The organism is Klebsiella sp. HMSC16C06 (genome assembly GCF_001808325.1).
GTDB classification, from domain to species: Bacteria; Pseudomonadota; Gammaproteobacteria; order Enterobacterales; family Enterobacteriaceae; genus Klebsiella; species Klebsiella variicola.
Genome location: NZ_KV793005.1, coordinates 157064 through 172183, shown reverse-complemented (window position 1 = coordinate 172183; position 15120 = coordinate 157064). Strand labels below are relative to the sequence as shown.

The window sequence follows — 15120 nt, the reverse complement described above, 5'->3', positions numbered from 1 at the left end:
TACGTGGAACATATCTCCACCACCACGCTGATCATAACGCTGATCGTCATGGTGATTATCTCTGCCTATTTCTCCGGCTCCGAAACCGGCATGATGACGCTGAACCGCTATCGGCTGCGTCATATGGCGAAACAAGGCAACCGCCCCGCCAAGCGCGTGGAGAAGCTGCTGCGCAAGCCGGACCGCCTGATTAGCCTCGTGCTCATCGGCAATAACCTCGTCAACATTCTCGCCTCGGCGCTGGGCACCATCGTCGGCATGCGCCTGTACGGCGACGCCGGCGTCGCGATCGCCACTGGCGTGCTCACCTTTGTGGTACTGGTATTTGCCGAGGTGCTGCCGAGGACCATCGCCGCGCTCTATCCGGAAAAGGTCGCCTACCCCAGCAGCTTCCTGCTGGCGCCCCTGCAGGTGCTGATGATGCCGCTGGTGTGGCTGCTGAATACCATCACCCGCATGCTGATGCGCATGATGGGCATCCGCACCGATACCGTCATCAGCAGCGCTTTGAGCAAAGATGAACTGCGCACGATTGTGAATGAATCCCGTTCACAAATCTCACGGCGCAACCAGGATATGCTGCTGTCGGTCCTGGATCTGGAAAAAGTCAGCGTTAACGACATTATGGTGCCGCGCAATGAGATTGTCGGCATCGACATCAATGATGACTGGAAATCTATCGTCCGCCAGCTGACCCACTCGCCGCATGGCCGCATCGTGCTCTACCGCGATTCACTGGACGATGCCATCAGCATGCTGCGCGTTCGCGAAGCCTACCGTCTGATGACGGAGAAGAAAGAGTTCACAAAAGAGATCATGCTGCGGGCGGCAGATGAGATCTACTTTGTTCCGGAAGGGACGCCGCTCAGCACCCAGCTGGTGAAATTTCAGCGCAATAAAAAGAAAGTCGGTCTGGTGGTCGATGAATACGGCGATATTCAGGGGCTGGTCACCGTCGAAGATATTCTTGAAGAGATTGTCGGCGACTTCACCACCTCCATGTCACCCACCCTGGCGGAGGAAGTGACCCCGCTTAACGACGGCACGGTGATTATCGACGGCAGCGCCAACGTTCGCGAAATCAACAAAGCGTTTAACTGGCACCTGCCGGAAGATGAAGCGCGCACCGTCAACGGTATCATCCTCGAAGCGCTGGAAGAGATCCCGGTCCCGGGCACCCGCGTGCGCATTGAGCAGTACGATATAGATATCCTCGACGTGCAGGACAACATGATCAAACAGGTGAAAGTGATGCCGGTGAAATCATTACGCGAGAGCGTCGCGGAGTAGCGCGAGCGAAGGAATTAACATCACGGTGGGCTGCGGCCCGCCGTTTTTTTATCTCGCGCCGGGAGCGGTGGCATAAAAAAACGGCCGCCCGCGGGCAGCCGTTGAGCAATGCAGCAGACGTTATTTCGCTTTCGCTACCGTCACCATCGCGGCGCGAATAGTACGGCCGTTCAGGGTATAACCTTTCTGCATCACGGCCAGCACGTTGCCCGCCGCCACGTCTTCAGATTCGACCATCGCAATGGCCTGGTGGACGTTCGGATCCAGCGGAACGTTGGTGTCGGCGATCACTTCCACGCCGAACTTACGCACCACGTCCAGCATGGATTTCAGGGTCAGTTCGATCCCTTCCACCATCGGCGCCAGGTCCGGGTTAGCCTTGTCGGCCACTTCCAGCGCGCGGTCCAGGCTGTCGATCACCGGCAGCAGTTCATTGACGAATTTTTCCAGCGCGAATTTGTGCGCTTTCTCGATATCCTGCTCGGTACGGCGACGCAGGTTATCTTCGTCGGCTTTGGCACGCAGCATCACTTCACGTTCACGTTTCTGCGCTTCAGCCAGCTGGGCTTCCAGATTCGCAATTTTTTCATCGCGCGGATCCACCTGCTCAGCCGAAACTTCAGGCTCTACTGCCTCAACGTCGTCGTGCTGCTCCGTGATAATTTCTTCCGGGGCTTGCCCCTCAGGCGTTTTCTGTTCTTTACTACTCATGAATTTCTCCGCGTTTTTTTCGCATTCATCTCGCTAACTTCGCTTATTATGGGGATCAGTTTCCGGGTTTCAAGGGAAGCGGACAGATTGTCACTATTTCATTTAACGCAAGGACATCCAGATCATGAAGAACCATTTCAAGTGTATCGGCATTGTGGGACATCCTCGTCACCCCACCGCCCTGACCACACATGAAATGCTCTGGCGCTGGCTGTGCAGCAAAGGGTATGAAGTGCTGGTTGAACAGCAGATCGCCCATGAACTTCAGCTCAGCAACGTGAAAACCGGCACGCTGGCGGAGATTGGCCAACAGGCCGACCTCGCGGTGGTGGTGGGCGGCGACGGCAATATGCTCGGCGCGGCGCGGACCCTGGCCCGTTACGACATTAACGTCATCGGCATTAACCGCGGCAACCTCGGCTTTCTCACCGACCTTGACCCGGACAACGCCCTGCAGCAGCTCGCCGACGTGCTGGAAGGCCACTACATCGCCGAGAAACGCTTTCTGCTGGAGGCCCAGGTGTGCCAGCAGGATTGCCAGAAACGCATCAGCACCGCCATCAACGAAGTAGTGCTGCACCCCGGCAAAGTGGCGCATATGATTGAGTTTGAAGTCTATATCGACGAAGTCTTTGCGTTCTCTCAGCGCTCTGATGGCCTGATAATCTCCACCCCGACCGGCTCCACCGCTTATTCATTGTCGGCCGGCGGCCCGATCCTCACGCCGTCGCTGGACGCTATCACCCTGGTGCCGATGTTCCCGCACACCCTTTCAGCGCGACCGCTGGTGATCAACGGCGACAGCACCATCCGCCTGCGCTTCTCTCATCGCTGCAGCGATCTGGAGATCAGCTGCGACAGCCAGATTGCCCTGCCGATTCAGGATGGCGAAGACGTTCTCATTCGCCGCTGTGATTATCACCTCAATCTAATTCACCCTAAAGATTACAGCTATTTCAATACATTAAGCACCAAGCTCGGCTGGTCGAAAAAATTGTTCTGATTTACATCGCTGCCTCTTTACTGGATAAAAAACCAGTCTATACTGTACGAAAACACAGTATTGGTTTTTCATACAGGAAGGCAGCTATGTTGGCGCAACTCACCATCAGTAATTTTGCTATCGTTCGTGAACTGGAAATTGATTTCCACAGCGGTATGACCGCCATCACCGGGGAAACCGGCGCCGGGAAATCCATTGCCATCGATGCGCTGGGGCTGTGCCTCGGCGGCAGAGCGGAAGCCGACATGGTGCGTCGCGGCGCCACCCGCGCCGACCTGTGCGCGCGCTTCGCGCTGAAAGATACCCCGGCCGCCCAGCGCTGGCTGGAAGAGAACCAGCTGGAGAGCGGGCGTGAGTGTTTACTTCGCCGGGTGATCAGCGCCGACGGCCGTTCGCGCGGCTTTATCAACGGCACCGCCGTCCCGCTCTCGCAGCTGCGCGAGCTGGGCCAGCTGCTGATCCAGATCCACGGCCAGCATGCGCACCAGCTGTTGACCAAACCCGAACACCAGAAAACGCTGCTCGACGGCTATACCGGTGAGTATGCGCTCACTCAGCGCATGGCCGAGCATTACCGCCAGTGGCACCAGAGTTGCCGCGAGCTGGCCCTGCACCAGCAGCAGAGCCAGGAGCGCGCCGCCCGCGCCGATCTGCTGCAGTACCAGCTTAAAGAGCTGAACGAATTTAACCCGCTGCCGGGAGAATTCGAGCAGATTGACGAAGAGTACAAGCGTCTGGCCAACAGCGGCCAGCTGCTCAGCACCTGCCAGCACGCCCTGACGGTACTAGCGGACGGCGAAGAGGCCAATCTGCAGAGCCTGCTTTATACCGCGAAGCAGCTGGTCAGCGAGCTGGTGGGTATGGACAGCAAGCTTTCCGGCGTGCTGGATATGCTGGAAGAGGCGGCCATTCAGCTCAGCGAGGCCAGCGACGAGCTGCGCCACTATCACGACCGTCTGGATCTCGATCCGAACCGTCTGTTCGAACTTGAGCAGCGGATTTCCCGGCAAATCGCGCTGGCGCGTAAACACCAGGTAATGCCGGAAGAGCTGCCGGCGGTTTATCAGGCGATGCTGGAAGAGCAGCGTCTGCTGGACGATAGCGCCGGCTCGCTGGAATCCCTCAGCCAGCAGGTGGTCGAACATCATCAGCTGGCGCTGGAGACCGCGCGTCAGCTGCACGCCCTGCGCCAGGCCAGCGCCGACGAGCTGACCCAGCTTATCACCGAGAGTATGCACTCACTTTCGATGCCGCACGGAATCTTCGCGATTGAGGTCGCTTTCGATGAACGCCATCTCACCGCCGACGGCGCCGATCATATTGAGTTCCGCGTCACCACTAACCCCGGTCAGCCGCTGCAGCCGATCGCGAAAGTAGCCTCCGGCGGCGAACTGTCGCGTATTGCGCTGGCGATTCAGGTGATCACCGCGCGTAAAATGGAAACCCCGGCGCTGATCTTCGACGAAGTGGACGTCGGCATCAGCGGCCCGACCGCCGCCGTGGTCGGCAAGCTGCTGCGCCAGCTGGGCGAGTCCACGCAGGTGATGTGCGTGACCCACCTGCCGCAGGTTGCGGGCTGCGGCCACCATCATTTCTTTGTCTGCAAAGAGACCGATGGCGAGATGACCGAAACCCATATGCAGCCGCTGGATAAGCGCGCTCGTCTGCAGGAGCTGGCTCGCCTGCTGGGCGGCAGCGAGGTCACGCGCAACACCCTGGCGAACGCGAAAGAGTTGCTTGCGGCGTAAACTTTTTGATTTTCACAGGGTCATAGTGAACAGCAAATTGCCTGCTGACCTGCAGCCGGAGGTTTCCATCGGCGCGAAGGTCTATTATTATCGGCATATTACAGATGAGCCACGTACTGCTCGGGCCCAAAAAGGAATCAAATCACTATGCGCTGTAAAACGCTGACTGCTGCCGCAGCGGTTCTTCTTATGTTGACCGCAGGCTGTTCCACTCTGGAACGAGTGGTTTACCGTCCTGACATCAACCAGGGTAACTATCTGGCACCTAACGATGTAGCAAAAATTCGTGTCGGTATGACGCAACAGCAGGTTGCTTATGCTCTCGGAACGCCAATGATGTCGGATCCGTTCGGCACCAACACCTGGTTCTATGTATTCCGTCAGGAGCCGGGCCACGAGAAAGTGACTCAGCAGACCCTGACCCTGACCTTCAACAGCGGCGGCGTGTTAACCAACATTGATAACAAGCCCGCGCTGACCAGTCAGTAAGGCCCGGAAAAGCAAAAAGCGCTCAGTGAGCGCTTTTTTTATGGCTGATAGCCGGTCTGCTGCTGTGGGTTACTTCGCAGCGCTTTTCTCTGCCCGCTGGCGACGCAGTTCTTTCGGGTCTGCGATCAGCGGGCGATAGATTTCGACCCGGTCGCCGTCGTGAACTTCGTCATGCAGCTTAACCGGACGACTGTAGATACCCAGCTTGTTCTTCGCCAGATCGATATCATCACGCAAGGCCAATAGCCCGCTGGCGATAATCGCCTGCTCGACCGTCGCTCCCTCATCCAGGGTGACTCGCTGCAAATACTGCTTTTCAGGCAGCGCGTAGGCGACTTCAACACGAATATTAGCTGGCACTGTAGACCTCTTTGGCGCGCGAAGTGAACGCCTGCACCATGTTGGCGGCCAGCTCTTTGAAGACCCGGCCAAAGGCCATCTCAATCAGCTTATTGGTAAACTCAAAATCGAGATGGAACTCGATTTTGCACGCCTCGGGGCTCAGCGGAATAAACTTCCAGCCGCCAATCAGCTTCTTGAACGGGCCATCCACCAGGCTCATCAAAATGCTCTGGTTGCTGGTCAGTGTATTCCGGGTCGTGAAGGTCTTACTGATGCCGGCTTTGGACACATCAACCGCCGCCGTCATTTGCGTCGGCCCGAATTCCAGCACGCGGCTACCGGTGCAGCCTGGCAGAAAATCAGGATAGGACTTCACATCGTTTACCAGTTGATACATCTGTTCCGCGCTGAAAGGCACCAGCGCAGTACGGCTAATCTGAGGCATAGCAGGTTCCACATTTAAACACAGTGCAAATAATATCATTTATCTGCTGCTAAAAAAAACGCTGTGCCGCAACTCGTGCTAAGATGCGCAGTACACCTCGCAGGATGCGATCGAGGTAACTGTGTATAAGACGATGACTTCAGGACATTATGACTAAGAAAAAAGCCCACAAACCTGGATCAGCCACCATTGCGCTGAATAAACGCGCCCGTCACGAATACTTTATCGAAGATGAATACGAGGCTGGTCTCGCCCTGCAGGGCTGGGAAGTCAAATCCCTGCGTGCAGGCAAAGCCAACATCGGCGATAGCTATGTCATCCTGAAGGATGGCGAAGCCTTCCTGTTCGGCGCCAACTTTACGCCCATGGCCGTGGCTTCCACCCACTATGTGTGCGACCCGACGCGCACTCGTAAGCTGCTGCTTAACCAGCGTGAGCTGGACACGCTGTACGGCCGCATTAACCGCGAAGGTTACACTGTCGTCGCCCTGTCACTGTACTGGAAGAACGCCTGGTGCAAAGTGAAAATCGGCGTCGCCAAAGGTAAGAAACAGCACGACAAGCGTACCGACCTGAAGGATCGTGAATGGGCGCTGGATAAGGCGCGTATTATGAAGCACGCCGGACGCTAACCCCCTCCCCTGAGGGCCAGCTCTCGCTGGCCCTTACGCTATATCCTTGTTGATGCTGCTTTTTCGTCCACCCTGCTGAAATAATCCTGCGTGATGGGGCTGGTAACGACATTCACAAATCTGTTATACTTGACCTACACATTGGGGCTGATTCTGGATTCGACGGGATTTGCGAAACCCAAGGTGCATGCCGAGGGGCGGTTGGCCTCGTAAAAAGCCGCAAAAAATAGTCGCAAACGACGAAAACTACGCTTTAGCAGCTTAATAACCTGCTCTGAGCCCTCTCTCCCTAGCTTCCGCTCTTAAGACGGGGATCAAAGAGAGGTCAAACCCAAAAGAGATCGCGTGGATGCCCTGCCTGGGGTTGAAGCGTTAAATCTAATCAGGCTAGTTTGTTAGTGGCGTGTCTGTCCGCAGCTGGCAAGCGAATGTAAAGACTGACTAAGCATGTAGTGCCGAGGATGTAGGAATTTCGGACGCGGGTTCAACTCCCGCCAGCTCCACCAAAATTCTCCATCGGTGATTACCAGAGTCATCCGATGAAGTCCTAAGAGCCCGCACGGCGTAAGCCCTGCGGGCTTTTTTGTGTCTGCAATTTTTCCCACGACCTCCGAAGAGAACTCATTAAATCCGAACCTTTTAGGCCCATTGATAGACCAAACGAAAAGCTCTGTTGTTTTCGCGCTACCAATTACCCGCCAACCCCCCCTCTCAGAACTAGACCTCCCACGACACTCGCACAACCTTTTCACACTCCGGCCGCGTCCGCGGCCGGAGGGATAGATTTACCCCTTGTCAGAATACGCGTCCAGCATGGCAAGGACCGCCCGACGCGCCGCATCGTCTGCGATATTGTCAGGCAGCGCATCAGCCCGCAGAGTGACATAAGCGTCAGCAGCTCTTCGAATGGCAATCCCGACGGAGTGACGATCGTGTGTTGCCAGGGTGGAAGTCAGCAGGCCATCGGGATCAATGCCGAGGGCTTCTATTCGGCGAACGCCGCGTTGCGGTAGATTGGCGCGACGGAACAGCATCGGCCCCAGCACTTGTTCCCGGAAGAAAGACAGCATCCCCAGCGCTTCGAAGAGTTCGCCCCTGCCCAGTTTAACCACGGCATAATGCAGCCAGATCCAGGCTCGGGACTCAAACCACTCCGGCGTCATGTTCGGCCAGTGCGCGCTAAATTTTGCCAGCTGTCGCTCGAGAGCATCGCTATCACGGGTAAATAGCACGGCAGGCTCCTCAACGCGCTGAGTGAGCATGTCCAGGGTGATAAATTTCAGATCGACATGCAGAAGTTCCGGGCCAAACAGGCAGATCAGCAGGCGAGGCTCACCGACGTGTTCCCCGGTGAAAGCATGTAGCAGATGGCCGAGCGTTCCGGCGAACGCCATACGCTGAGCCATGATTTCGTCATAATAGAGAGGGTCGACCACCACCACGAAATCCAGATCGGAGTATTGATCAAACCCGCCATGGATAAACGAGCCGCCGGCGAGAAGGGAGTGGATCCGCGAATCAGACTGTAATTTAAGCTTCAGTTGCTCTGCAAAACTTCTGTGTAAATCGGGTAGCGTATTAAGCATACTTTTTCCTGTTCACAAAAAAGACAAAGCATTACAGAATATCGAGCGATTCATCAGCAGACCAGATATTTCTGCTGGAACCCTACGCTCCATCGCGAAGCGCTAAATGCAAGCAATACCTCCCTCAGACCACCTCGCTCATCCACTCAGCAAACGCCCGCACGGCGGGAGAGAGAAAGCGCTGGTGCGGATAGAGCAATGTGACGGGTACCGGGGACGGCTGCCAGTCCGTCAGCACTTCCACCAGCCTCCCCTCCTGCAGATGGTCAGCAACGATATTCTCCGCCAGCTGCGCCAGCCCGAAGCCCGCCAGGCACATTTTTATATAGAGTCCCGTTTCATTCACCGCGGCGTTGCCGCTGACGGGTACAGAAAAGGTCTCCCCGTGGCGAACGAAGCGGAACTCATCGGCCCGCCTCGCCTGACCGGAGAAATAATGCACAGTCCGGTGCTGAGAGAGCGCCTCCGGTGACGACGGCACGCCATATTCCCTGAGATAGTCCGGCGACGCGCAGGTTACCCAGCGAAAGCGGCCCAGAGGGCGGGCCACCAGGCTGGAGTTGTTCAGCTCTCCCATGCGTATCACGCAGTCGACGCCTTCCTGAATGAGATCGACCTGGCGATCGCTGACGCCGATCATCAGGTAGATATCGGGATAGCGCCGGTAAAAGTCCGGCAGATGCGGCATGACGATGAAATGCGCGATGCCCGCGGGCATATCAACCCGCAGGCGCCCCTGAGGCCGCGCGACAGACTCGCTCAGGGTGGATTCACTATGTTCGATGAGGGCGAGAATTTCCCGGCACTGCGCCAGATACTGCATCCCTTCCGGGGTAAGGCTCACCCGCCTTGTGGTCCGGTTCAGCAGCCGCACCTTCAGGTATTTCTCAAGGTTTTTAATGGTACTGGTGACAGTGGAGGCAGGCAGGGAAAGGGTTTCCGCGGCACGCACGAAGCTCGCTGCCTCCGCGACGCGCATAAACATCTGCATAGCCTGGATACGATCCACCTTCTTTCTCTCCTGAAGCAAGCAACTTACCGACAGACGGCATGATTATTCGTTAATTATGAATAATGAAAACAATTTACGCACCTTTTTGCGCTTAATCGACTGGCGTATCGTTGCACGGTGGATTACGAAGGGGGCCCGAAAATGAACATGCCCTCAATAAATATCCAGATAATCATTACGTTAAATAGCATGCACAAAGGAAAAACCATGTCCGTTCAGCCTGTCGAATTAAGTAAGGCCTATCGTTTATTGCAGGTCGGGTCCACCACCATGATTTCCGCAAAATATGATGGTGTCGAAAATGTCATGTCAGCCGCCTGGGTTGGGCTGGCAGGCGAGCGAAAAGTGGTGGCCTATATCGGCCCCCAGGCCTTCACACGTCAGCTGGTGGAAAAGAGCGGCTATTACGTGGTGCAGATCCCCGTAGTCAGCCAGATGGCAACCGTCCTCTACGCTGGCGGGCGCAGCTATGCCGACGCGCCGGATAAAAATGACTCCATCCCCTTCATTTATCAGCCGGGGTTCGACATCCCCCTCGTGGCAGGCTGCGCGGGCTGGCTGGTGTGCAAAGTGATGCCCTACCCGGACATTCAGCAGCAACACAATCTGTTTCTGGGCGATATCGTCGCCGCCTGGAGCGATGATCGGGTATTCCGTAACGGACACTGGATTTTTGATGATGCGCCGGACGAGCTGCGGACCGTTCACTATGTCGCAGGCGGGCAGTTCTATGCCATCGGCAAAGGCAGCAAATTCGATCATGGACCGGGTCAGGACTGATCCTCCCCGGTCATGAAGATCACTGACGAGATGCTTGCCCTGCAGAGCGGCTGATACTCCGGCGCCAGACGCCGGGCGCCTGGCCATACTGGCGCTTGAAGCTGCGGTTGAAGGACTGCTGGGAGTCAAAGCCGAGGGCGATCGCCACGTTCAGGATCGGCTCGTTGCTGTGGGCTAAGCGTTCGACCGACTTTTGCAGCTTTTGCGCCCGAATATATTCTCCGAGGGGCTGCCCGGTATGTTCTTTGAAGATCCGCTGCAGGTGCCACTTCGAATAGCCGGATCGTCGGGCAACGGTGTCAATATCCAGACGGCTATCAAGATGGTTGTCGATCCAGTCGATCAGATCCTGAATGATGGCGCCAGTGTTCATCATGTTACCTCCGCGCAGCCGGTTAAAAGCATCTTTGTCAGTTGCATTTAAAGGTGGCCTGTTTTTACACAAAATGCAAGTTTTATTGTTACATTTAAATCCACGCCGGGATCGCGGTTTTTGTCTCCAGCCAGGACCGCACATAAAGTGCAACAATTATTCTTGCACTTAGTTAAGCGCCTTCCTACAATCGCCGCGATAGTGTATTCGAAATTGTTACAGTTTTGTGGCGATGATCGACACAAATGGCCTTAAGCCAGCCCGGACAAAGGAAGTGGCGCGGCCTCTCACGCTGCGTCTTGCCCGGCGGCTACAATTACCGGAATAAAAATAATGAGCCTGCAAAAAACCTGGGGAAACATTCACCTGACCGCGCTCGGCGCGATGATGCTCTCCTTTCTGCTCGTCGGCTGCGACGACAGCGTCGCGCAAAATGCCGCGCCTCCCGCCCCGACGGTCAGCGCCGCTAAGGTGCTGGTGAAGTCGATCAGTCAGTGGGATAGTTTTAACGGTCGCATTGAAGCGGTGGAGAGCGTTCAGCTTCGCCCTCGCGTCTCGGGATACATTGATAAAGTGAATTACACCGACGGTCAGGAGGTGAAAAAGGGCCAGGTGCTGTTCACGATAGATGACAGAACCTATCGCGCCGCGCTGGAGCAGGCGCAGGCGACGCTGGCGAGAGCCAAAACGCAGGCCAGCCTGGCGCAAAGTGAGGCGAACCGCACCGATAAATTAGTCCATACCAATCTTGTCTCCCGTGAAGAGTGGGAGCAGCGCCGGTCAGCCGCGGTTCAGGCGCAGGCTGATATTCGCGCCGCGCAGGCGGCGGTGGATGCCGCGCAGCTTAACCTCGACTTCACCAAAGTGACCGCCCCTATTGACGGCCGCGCCAGCCGGGCGCTGATCACCAGCGGTAACCTGGTCACCGCGGGCGACACCGCCAGCGTGCTCACCACCCTGGTCTCGCAGAAGACGGTATACGTTTACTTTGATGTCGACGAGTCAACCTACCTTCACTATCAAAACCTCGCCCGCCGTGGGCAAGGGGCGTCCAGCGATAATCAGGCGCTCCCGGTGGAGATTGGCCTGGTTGGCGAGGAGGGTTACCCCCATCAGGGCAAAGTGGATTTTCTCGATAATCAGTTAACGCCGAGTACCGGCACCATCCGCATGCGCGCGCTGCTGGATAACTCGCAGCGTCTGTTCACACCGGGGCTGTTTGCCCGCGTGCGTCTGCCGGGCAGCGCCGAGTTCAAAGCCACGCTGATCGACGACAAAGCGGTACTGACCGATCAGGACCGTAAATACGTTTATATCGTTGATAAAGATGGTAAAGCGCAGCGACGTGATATTACCCCGGGGCGTCTGGCAGACGGTTTACGCATCGTTCAGAAGGGGCTGAACCCTGGGGATAGCGTCATCGTCGACGGGTTACAAAAAGTATTTATGCCGGGTATGCCGGTGAATGCCAAAACCGTTGCCATGACCACCAGCGCCGCCCTCAACTGATCCCTAATCAGAGAATCCAACACATGGACTTTTCCCGCTTTTTTATCGACAGGCCGATTTTCGCCGCGGTGCTGTCGATTTTAATTTTTATCACCGGGTTAATCGCTATCCCGCTGCTGCCGGTGAGCGAATATCCGGACGTCGTCCCGCCGAGCGTCCAGGTGCGCGCGGAGTATCCCGGCGCCAACCCGAAAGTGATTGCCGAGACCGTGGCGACGCCGCTGGAGGAAGCGATCAACGGCGTTGAAAACATGATGTACATGAAATCGGTCGCTGGCTCCGACGGTGTGCTGGTCACCACCGTCACCTTCCGCCCGGGTACCGACCCGGATCAGGCGCAGGTTCAGGTGCAGAACCGGGTCGCGCAGGCGGAAGCGCGTCTGCCGGAGGATGTACGCCGTCTGGGCATCACCACCCAGAAACAGTCTCCGACGCTGACCCTGGTGGTGCATCTGTTTTCGCCAAACGGTAAGTACGACTCGCTGTATATGCGCAACTACGCCACGCTGAAAGTGAAGGATGAGCTGGCGCGCCTGCCCGGCGTCGGCCAGATCCAGATTTTTGGCTCCGGTGAATATGCGATGCGCGTCTGGCTGGATCCCAATAAGGTCGCGGCCCGCGGTCTGACAGCCTCGGATGTGGTGACGGCGATGCAGGAGCAAAACGTCCAGGTGTCTGCCGGACAGCTTGGTGCCGAGCCGCTGCCGCAGGAGAGCGATTTCCTGATCTCCATTAACGCCCAGGGCCGTCTGCATACCGAAGAAGAGTTTGGCAATATCATTCTGAAAACGGCGCAGGACGGCTCGCTGGTCCGCCTGCGCGACGTGGCGCGCATCGAGATGGGTTCCGGCAGCTATGCGCTGCGCTCCCAGCTCAACAATAAGGATGCGGTCGGGATCGGTATCTTCCAGTCGCCGGGGGCTAACGCCATCGATCTGTCGAACGCGGTACGCGCCAAAATGGCCGAGCTGGCCACCCGCTTCCCGGAAGATATGAAATGGGCGGCGCCGTACGACCCGACGGTTTTCGTGCGCGACTCCATCCGCGCGGTGGTGCAGACGCTGCTGGAAGCAGTGGTGCTGGTGGTGCTGGTGGTGATCCTGTTCCTGCAGACCTGGCGCGCGTCGATTATCCCACTGATCGCGGTGCCGGTATCGGTGGTAGGGACCTTCAGCATTCTCTATCTGCTGGGCTTCTCGCTGAATACCCTGAGCCTGTTCGGGCTGGTACTGGCTATCGGTATCGTGGTGGACGACGCCATCGTAGTGGTGGAGAACGTCGAGCGTAATATCGAAGAGGGGCTTGCGCCGCTTGCCGCGGCGCATCAGGCGATGCGTGAGGTCTCCGGGCCGATTATCGCCATTGCGCTGGTGCTGTGTGCGGTGTTCGTGCCGATGGCGTTTCTCTCCGGGGTCACCGGCCAGTTCTACAAACAGTTTGCGGTGACCATCGCCATCTCGACGGTGATCTCGGCCATCAACTCGCTGACGCTCTCCCCGGCGCTGGCGGCCCTGCTGTTAAAGCCGCACGGCGCGAAGAAAGACCTCCCTACCCGGCTGATCGATCGTCTGTTTGGCTGGATTTTCCGTCCGTTTAACCGCTTTTTCCTGCGCAGCTCGAACGGCTATCAGGGGCTGGTGAGCAAAACCCTCGGACGCCGTGGCGCGGTGTTTGTGGTGTATCTGCTGCTGCTCTGCGCCGCTGGGGTGATGTTTAAAGTCGTCCCCGGCGGGTTTATTCCCACCCAGGATAAGCTGTATCTCATTGGCGGCGTGAAGATGCCGGAAGGGTCGTCGCTGGCGCGCACCGACGCGGTGATCCGCAAAATGAGCGAGATCGGGATGAATACCGAAGGGGTCGATTATGCGGTCGCTTTCCCGGGGCTTAATGCGCTGCAGTTCACCAACACGCCGAATACCGGGACGGTCTTTTTTGGCCTGAAACCGTTCGACCAGCGCAAACACACGGCGGCGGAAATTAATGCGGAGATCAACGCCAAAATCGCGCAAATCCAGCAGGGCTTTGGCTTCTCCATCCTGCCGCCGCCGATTTTAGGACTGGGTCAGGGTTCCGGCTACTCCCTGTACATCCAGGATCGCGGTGGGCTGGGCTATGGCGCGCTGCAAAGCGCGGTGAATGCGATGTCCGGGGCGATTATGCAGACGCCAGGGATGCACTTCCCGATCTCGACTTACCAGGCTAACGTGCCGCAGCTGGACGTGCAGGTCGATCGCGATAAGGCGAAAGCGCAGGGGGTGTCGCTAACCGATCTGTTCGGCACGCTGCAGACCTATCTCGGCTCGTCTTATGTCAATGATTTTAACCAGTTCGGGCGTACCTGGCGCGTGATGGCCCAGGCCGATGGGCCATTCCGCGAGAGCGTGGAAGATATTGCTAATCTGCGCACCCGCAATAATCAGGGCGAAATGGTGCCGATCGGCAGTATGGTGAATATCAGTACCACCTACGGGCCGGATCCGGTGATCCGCTACAACGGTTATCCGGCGGCGGACCTGATTGGCGATGCCGATCCGCGGATCCTCTCTTCTTCGCAGGCGATGACGCATCTGGAGGAGCTGTCGAAGCAGATCCTGCCGAATGGGATGAATATTGAGTGGACGGATCTGAGCTTCCAGCAGGCCACCCAGGGCAACACGGCGCTGATCGTCTTCCCGGTGGCGGTGCTGCTGGCGTTCCTCGTGCTGGCGGCGCTGTATGAAAGCTGGACCCTGCCGCTGGCGGTGATCCTTATCGTACCGATGACGATGCTCTCCGCGCTGTTTGGCGTCTGGCTGACCGGCGGCGATAACAACGTCTTCGTGCAGGTGGGTCTGGTGGTCCTGATGGGCCTGGCCTGTAAAAACGCCATTCTGATCGTCGAGTTTGCCCGCGAACTGGAGATCCAGGGGAAAGGCATCATGGAAGCGGCGCTGGAGGCATGCCGCCTGCGTCTGCGCCCGATCGTGATGACCTCCATCGCTTTTATCGCCGGGACCATTCCGCTGATCCTCGGCCATGGCGCGGGGGCGGAAGTCCGCGGTGTCACCGGGATCACGGTGTTCTCCGGGATGCTGGGCGTGACGCTGTTTGGTCTGTTCCTGACGCCGGTGTTTTACGTGACGCTGCGGAAACTGGTGACCCGCAGGAAGCCGGTCCAGGAGGATCTGCCCGCCTAGCCTGCAGCAGATAACAAAAAACCG

General features: G+C 57.3%; 14 protein-coding genes and 1 other RNA gene. 9 read left to right on the top strand and 6 right to left on the bottom strand.

Translation table 11 applies throughout. From position 1 onward, the window contains the following. Positions 1 to 3 precede the first annotated feature (3 nt). Complete coding sequence (locus tag HMPREF3142_RS15730) at positions 4 to 1290, top strand: HlyC/CorC family transporter (RefSeq protein ID WP_070612214.1); 1287 nt, start codon at positions 4 to 6, stop codon at positions 1288 to 1290. Between the two features lie 120 nt (positions 1291 to 1410). Here the strand turns inward: HMPREF3142_RS15730 and grpE are convergent, their stop codons facing one another. After that, positions 1411 to 2001 carry a nucleotide exchange factor GrpE gene (gene grpE / locus HMPREF3142_RS15725; protein WP_008806096.1) on the bottom strand — a complete coding sequence of 197 codons (591 nt, stop codon included), beginning with the start codon at positions 1999 to 2001 and terminating at the stop codon, positions 1411 to 1413. Between the two features lie 124 nt (positions 2002 to 2125). Between grpE and nadK the strand changes: the two genes are divergently transcribed. The 3 genes from nadK (at position 2126) to bamE (ending at position 5241) form a co-directional block, all read left to right on the top strand. Beyond that, complete coding sequence (gene nadK / locus HMPREF3142_RS15720; RefSeq protein WP_002914158.1) at positions 2126 to 3004, top strand: NAD(+) kinase; 879 nt, start codon at positions 2126 to 2128, stop codon at positions 3002 to 3004. A gap of 86 nt (positions 3005 to 3090) precedes the next feature. Beyond that, entirely contained in the window at positions 3091 to 4752 is a 1662-nt protein-coding gene (gene recN, locus HMPREF3142_RS15715) for a DNA repair protein RecN (protein ID WP_012540837.1), read from the top strand. Between the two features lie 147 nt (positions 4753 to 4899). Beyond that, the gene (gene bamE / locus HMPREF3142_RS15710) at positions 4900 to 5241 is read left to right on the top strand and encodes an outer membrane protein assembly factor BamE (protein ID WP_008806098.1); all 342 of its coding nucleotides are present in this window, start codon (positions 4900 to 4902) and stop codon (positions 5239 to 5241) included. A gap of 69 nt (positions 5242 to 5310) precedes the next feature. Here the strand turns inward: bamE and HMPREF3142_RS15705 are convergent, their stop codons facing one another. Further along, positions 5311 to 5601 (bottom strand): RnfH family protein, encoded by a 291-nt coding sequence (locus HMPREF3142_RS15705; protein WP_004145682.1) that lies wholly within the window; start codon positions 5599 to 5601, stop codon positions 5311 to 5313. Further along, complete coding sequence (locus HMPREF3142_RS15700; protein WP_008806099.1) at positions 5591 to 6028, bottom strand: type II toxin-antitoxin system RatA family toxin; 438 nt, start codon at positions 6026 to 6028, stop codon at positions 5591 to 5593. Before HMPREF3142_RS15700 ends, HMPREF3142_RS15705 begins: the two co-directional genes overlap by 11 nt. Before the next feature lie 149 nt (positions 6029 to 6177). Here HMPREF3142_RS15700 and smpB point away from each other — a divergent pair, with 149 nt between their 5' ends. Both smpB and ssrA read left to right on the top strand, forming a co-directional pair. Next, a complete protein-coding gene (smpB, locus tag HMPREF3142_RS15695; RefSeq protein ID WP_002914164.1) occupies positions 6178 to 6660 on the top strand; it encodes an SsrA-binding protein SmpB in 483 nt (160 codons plus the stop codon). A gap of 143 nt (positions 6661 to 6803) precedes the next feature. After that, positions 6804 to 7166, top strand: a transfer-messenger RNA (tmRNA) gene (gene ssrA / locus HMPREF3142_RS15690). A 279-nt stretch (positions 7167 to 7445) separates the two neighbouring features. Here ssrA and HMPREF3142_RS15685 read toward each other — a convergent pair. Both HMPREF3142_RS15685 and HMPREF3142_RS15680 read right to left on the bottom strand, forming a co-directional pair. Beyond that, a complete protein-coding gene (locus HMPREF3142_RS15685; protein ID WP_070612213.1) occupies positions 7446 to 8246 on the bottom strand; it encodes a hypothetical protein in 801 nt (266 codons plus the stop codon). A 124-nt stretch (positions 8247 to 8370) separates the two neighbouring features. Continuing rightward, positions 8371 to 9255, bottom strand: a complete 885-nt coding sequence (locus HMPREF3142_RS15680) for a LysR family transcriptional regulator (RefSeq protein ID WP_070612212.1) — start codon at positions 9253 to 9255, stop codon at positions 8371 to 8373. A 210-nt stretch (positions 9256 to 9465) separates the two neighbouring features. Here HMPREF3142_RS15680 and HMPREF3142_RS15675 point away from each other — a divergent pair, with 210 nt between their 5' ends. Continuing rightward, positions 9466 to 10038 carry a flavin reductase family protein gene (locus HMPREF3142_RS15675; RefSeq protein WP_012540824.1) on the top strand — a complete coding sequence of 191 codons (573 nt, stop codon included), beginning with the start codon at positions 9466 to 9468 and terminating at the stop codon, positions 10036 to 10038. 19 nt (positions 10039 to 10057) lie between these two features. On the opposite strand, the gene HMPREF3142_RS15670 is transcribed toward HMPREF3142_RS15675, so the two are convergent. Next, on the bottom strand, positions 10058 to 10411 hold the full coding sequence (locus HMPREF3142_RS15670; protein WP_048268071.1) for a helix-turn-helix domain-containing protein: 354 nt from the start codon (positions 10409 to 10411) through the stop codon (positions 10058 to 10060). Between the two features lie 333 nt (positions 10412 to 10744). On the opposite strand from HMPREF3142_RS15670, the gene oqxA reads away from it, so the two are divergent. Both oqxA and oqxB read left to right on the top strand, forming a co-directional pair. Next, the gene (gene oqxA / locus HMPREF3142_RS15665) at positions 10745 to 11920 is read left to right on the top strand and encodes a multidrug efflux RND transporter periplasmic adaptor subunit OqxA (protein WP_008806106.1); all 1176 of its coding nucleotides are present in this window, start codon (positions 10745 to 10747) and stop codon (positions 11918 to 11920) included. 23 nt (positions 11921 to 11943) lie between these two features. Beyond that, on the top strand, positions 11944 to 15096 hold the full coding sequence (gene oqxB / locus HMPREF3142_RS15660) for a multidrug efflux RND transporter permease subunit OqxB (RefSeq protein WP_023298090.1): 3153 nt from the start codon (positions 11944 to 11946) through the stop codon (positions 15094 to 15096). Positions 15097 to 15120: the final 24 nt, after the last annotated feature.

Coding starts and splice junctions, on each gene's coding strand:
- HMPREF3142_RS15670 (WP_048268071.1), bottom strand. CDS start 10,411: ATGAACACTGGCGCCATCATTCAGGATCTGATCGACTGGATCGACAAC.
- oqxA (WP_008806106.1), top strand. CDS start 10,745: ATGAGCCTGCAAAAAACCTGGGGAAACATTCACCTGACCGCGCTCGGC.
- bamE (WP_008806098.1), top strand. CDS start 4,900: ATGCGCTGTAAAACGCTGACTGCTGCCGCAGCGGTTCTTCTTATGTTG.
- HMPREF3142_RS15685 (WP_070612213.1), bottom strand. CDS start 8,246: ATGCTTAATACGCTACCCGATTTACACAGAAGTTTTGCAGAGCAACTG.
- HMPREF3142_RS15700 (WP_008806099.1), bottom strand. CDS start 6,028: ATGCCTCAGATTAGCCGTACTGCGCTGGTGCCTTTCAGCGCGGAACAG.
- oqxB (WP_023298090.1), top strand. CDS start 11,944: ATGGACTTTTCCCGCTTTTTTATCGACAGGCCGATTTTCGCCGCGGTG.
- recN (WP_012540837.1), top strand. CDS start 3,091: ATGTTGGCGCAACTCACCATCAGTAATTTTGCTATCGTTCGTGAACTG.
- grpE (WP_008806096.1), bottom strand. CDS start 2,001: ATGAGTAGTAAAGAACAGAAAACGCCTGAGGGGCAAGCCCCGGAAGAA.
- smpB (WP_002914164.1), top strand. CDS start 6,178: ATGACTAAGAAAAAAGCCCACAAACCTGGATCAGCCACCATTGCGCTG.
- nadK (WP_002914158.1), top strand. CDS start 2,126: ATGAAGAACCATTTCAAGTGTATCGGCATTGTGGGACATCCTCGTCAC.
- HMPREF3142_RS15675 (WP_012540824.1), top strand. CDS start 9,466: ATGTCCGTTCAGCCTGTCGAATTAAGTAAGGCCTATCGTTTATTGCAG.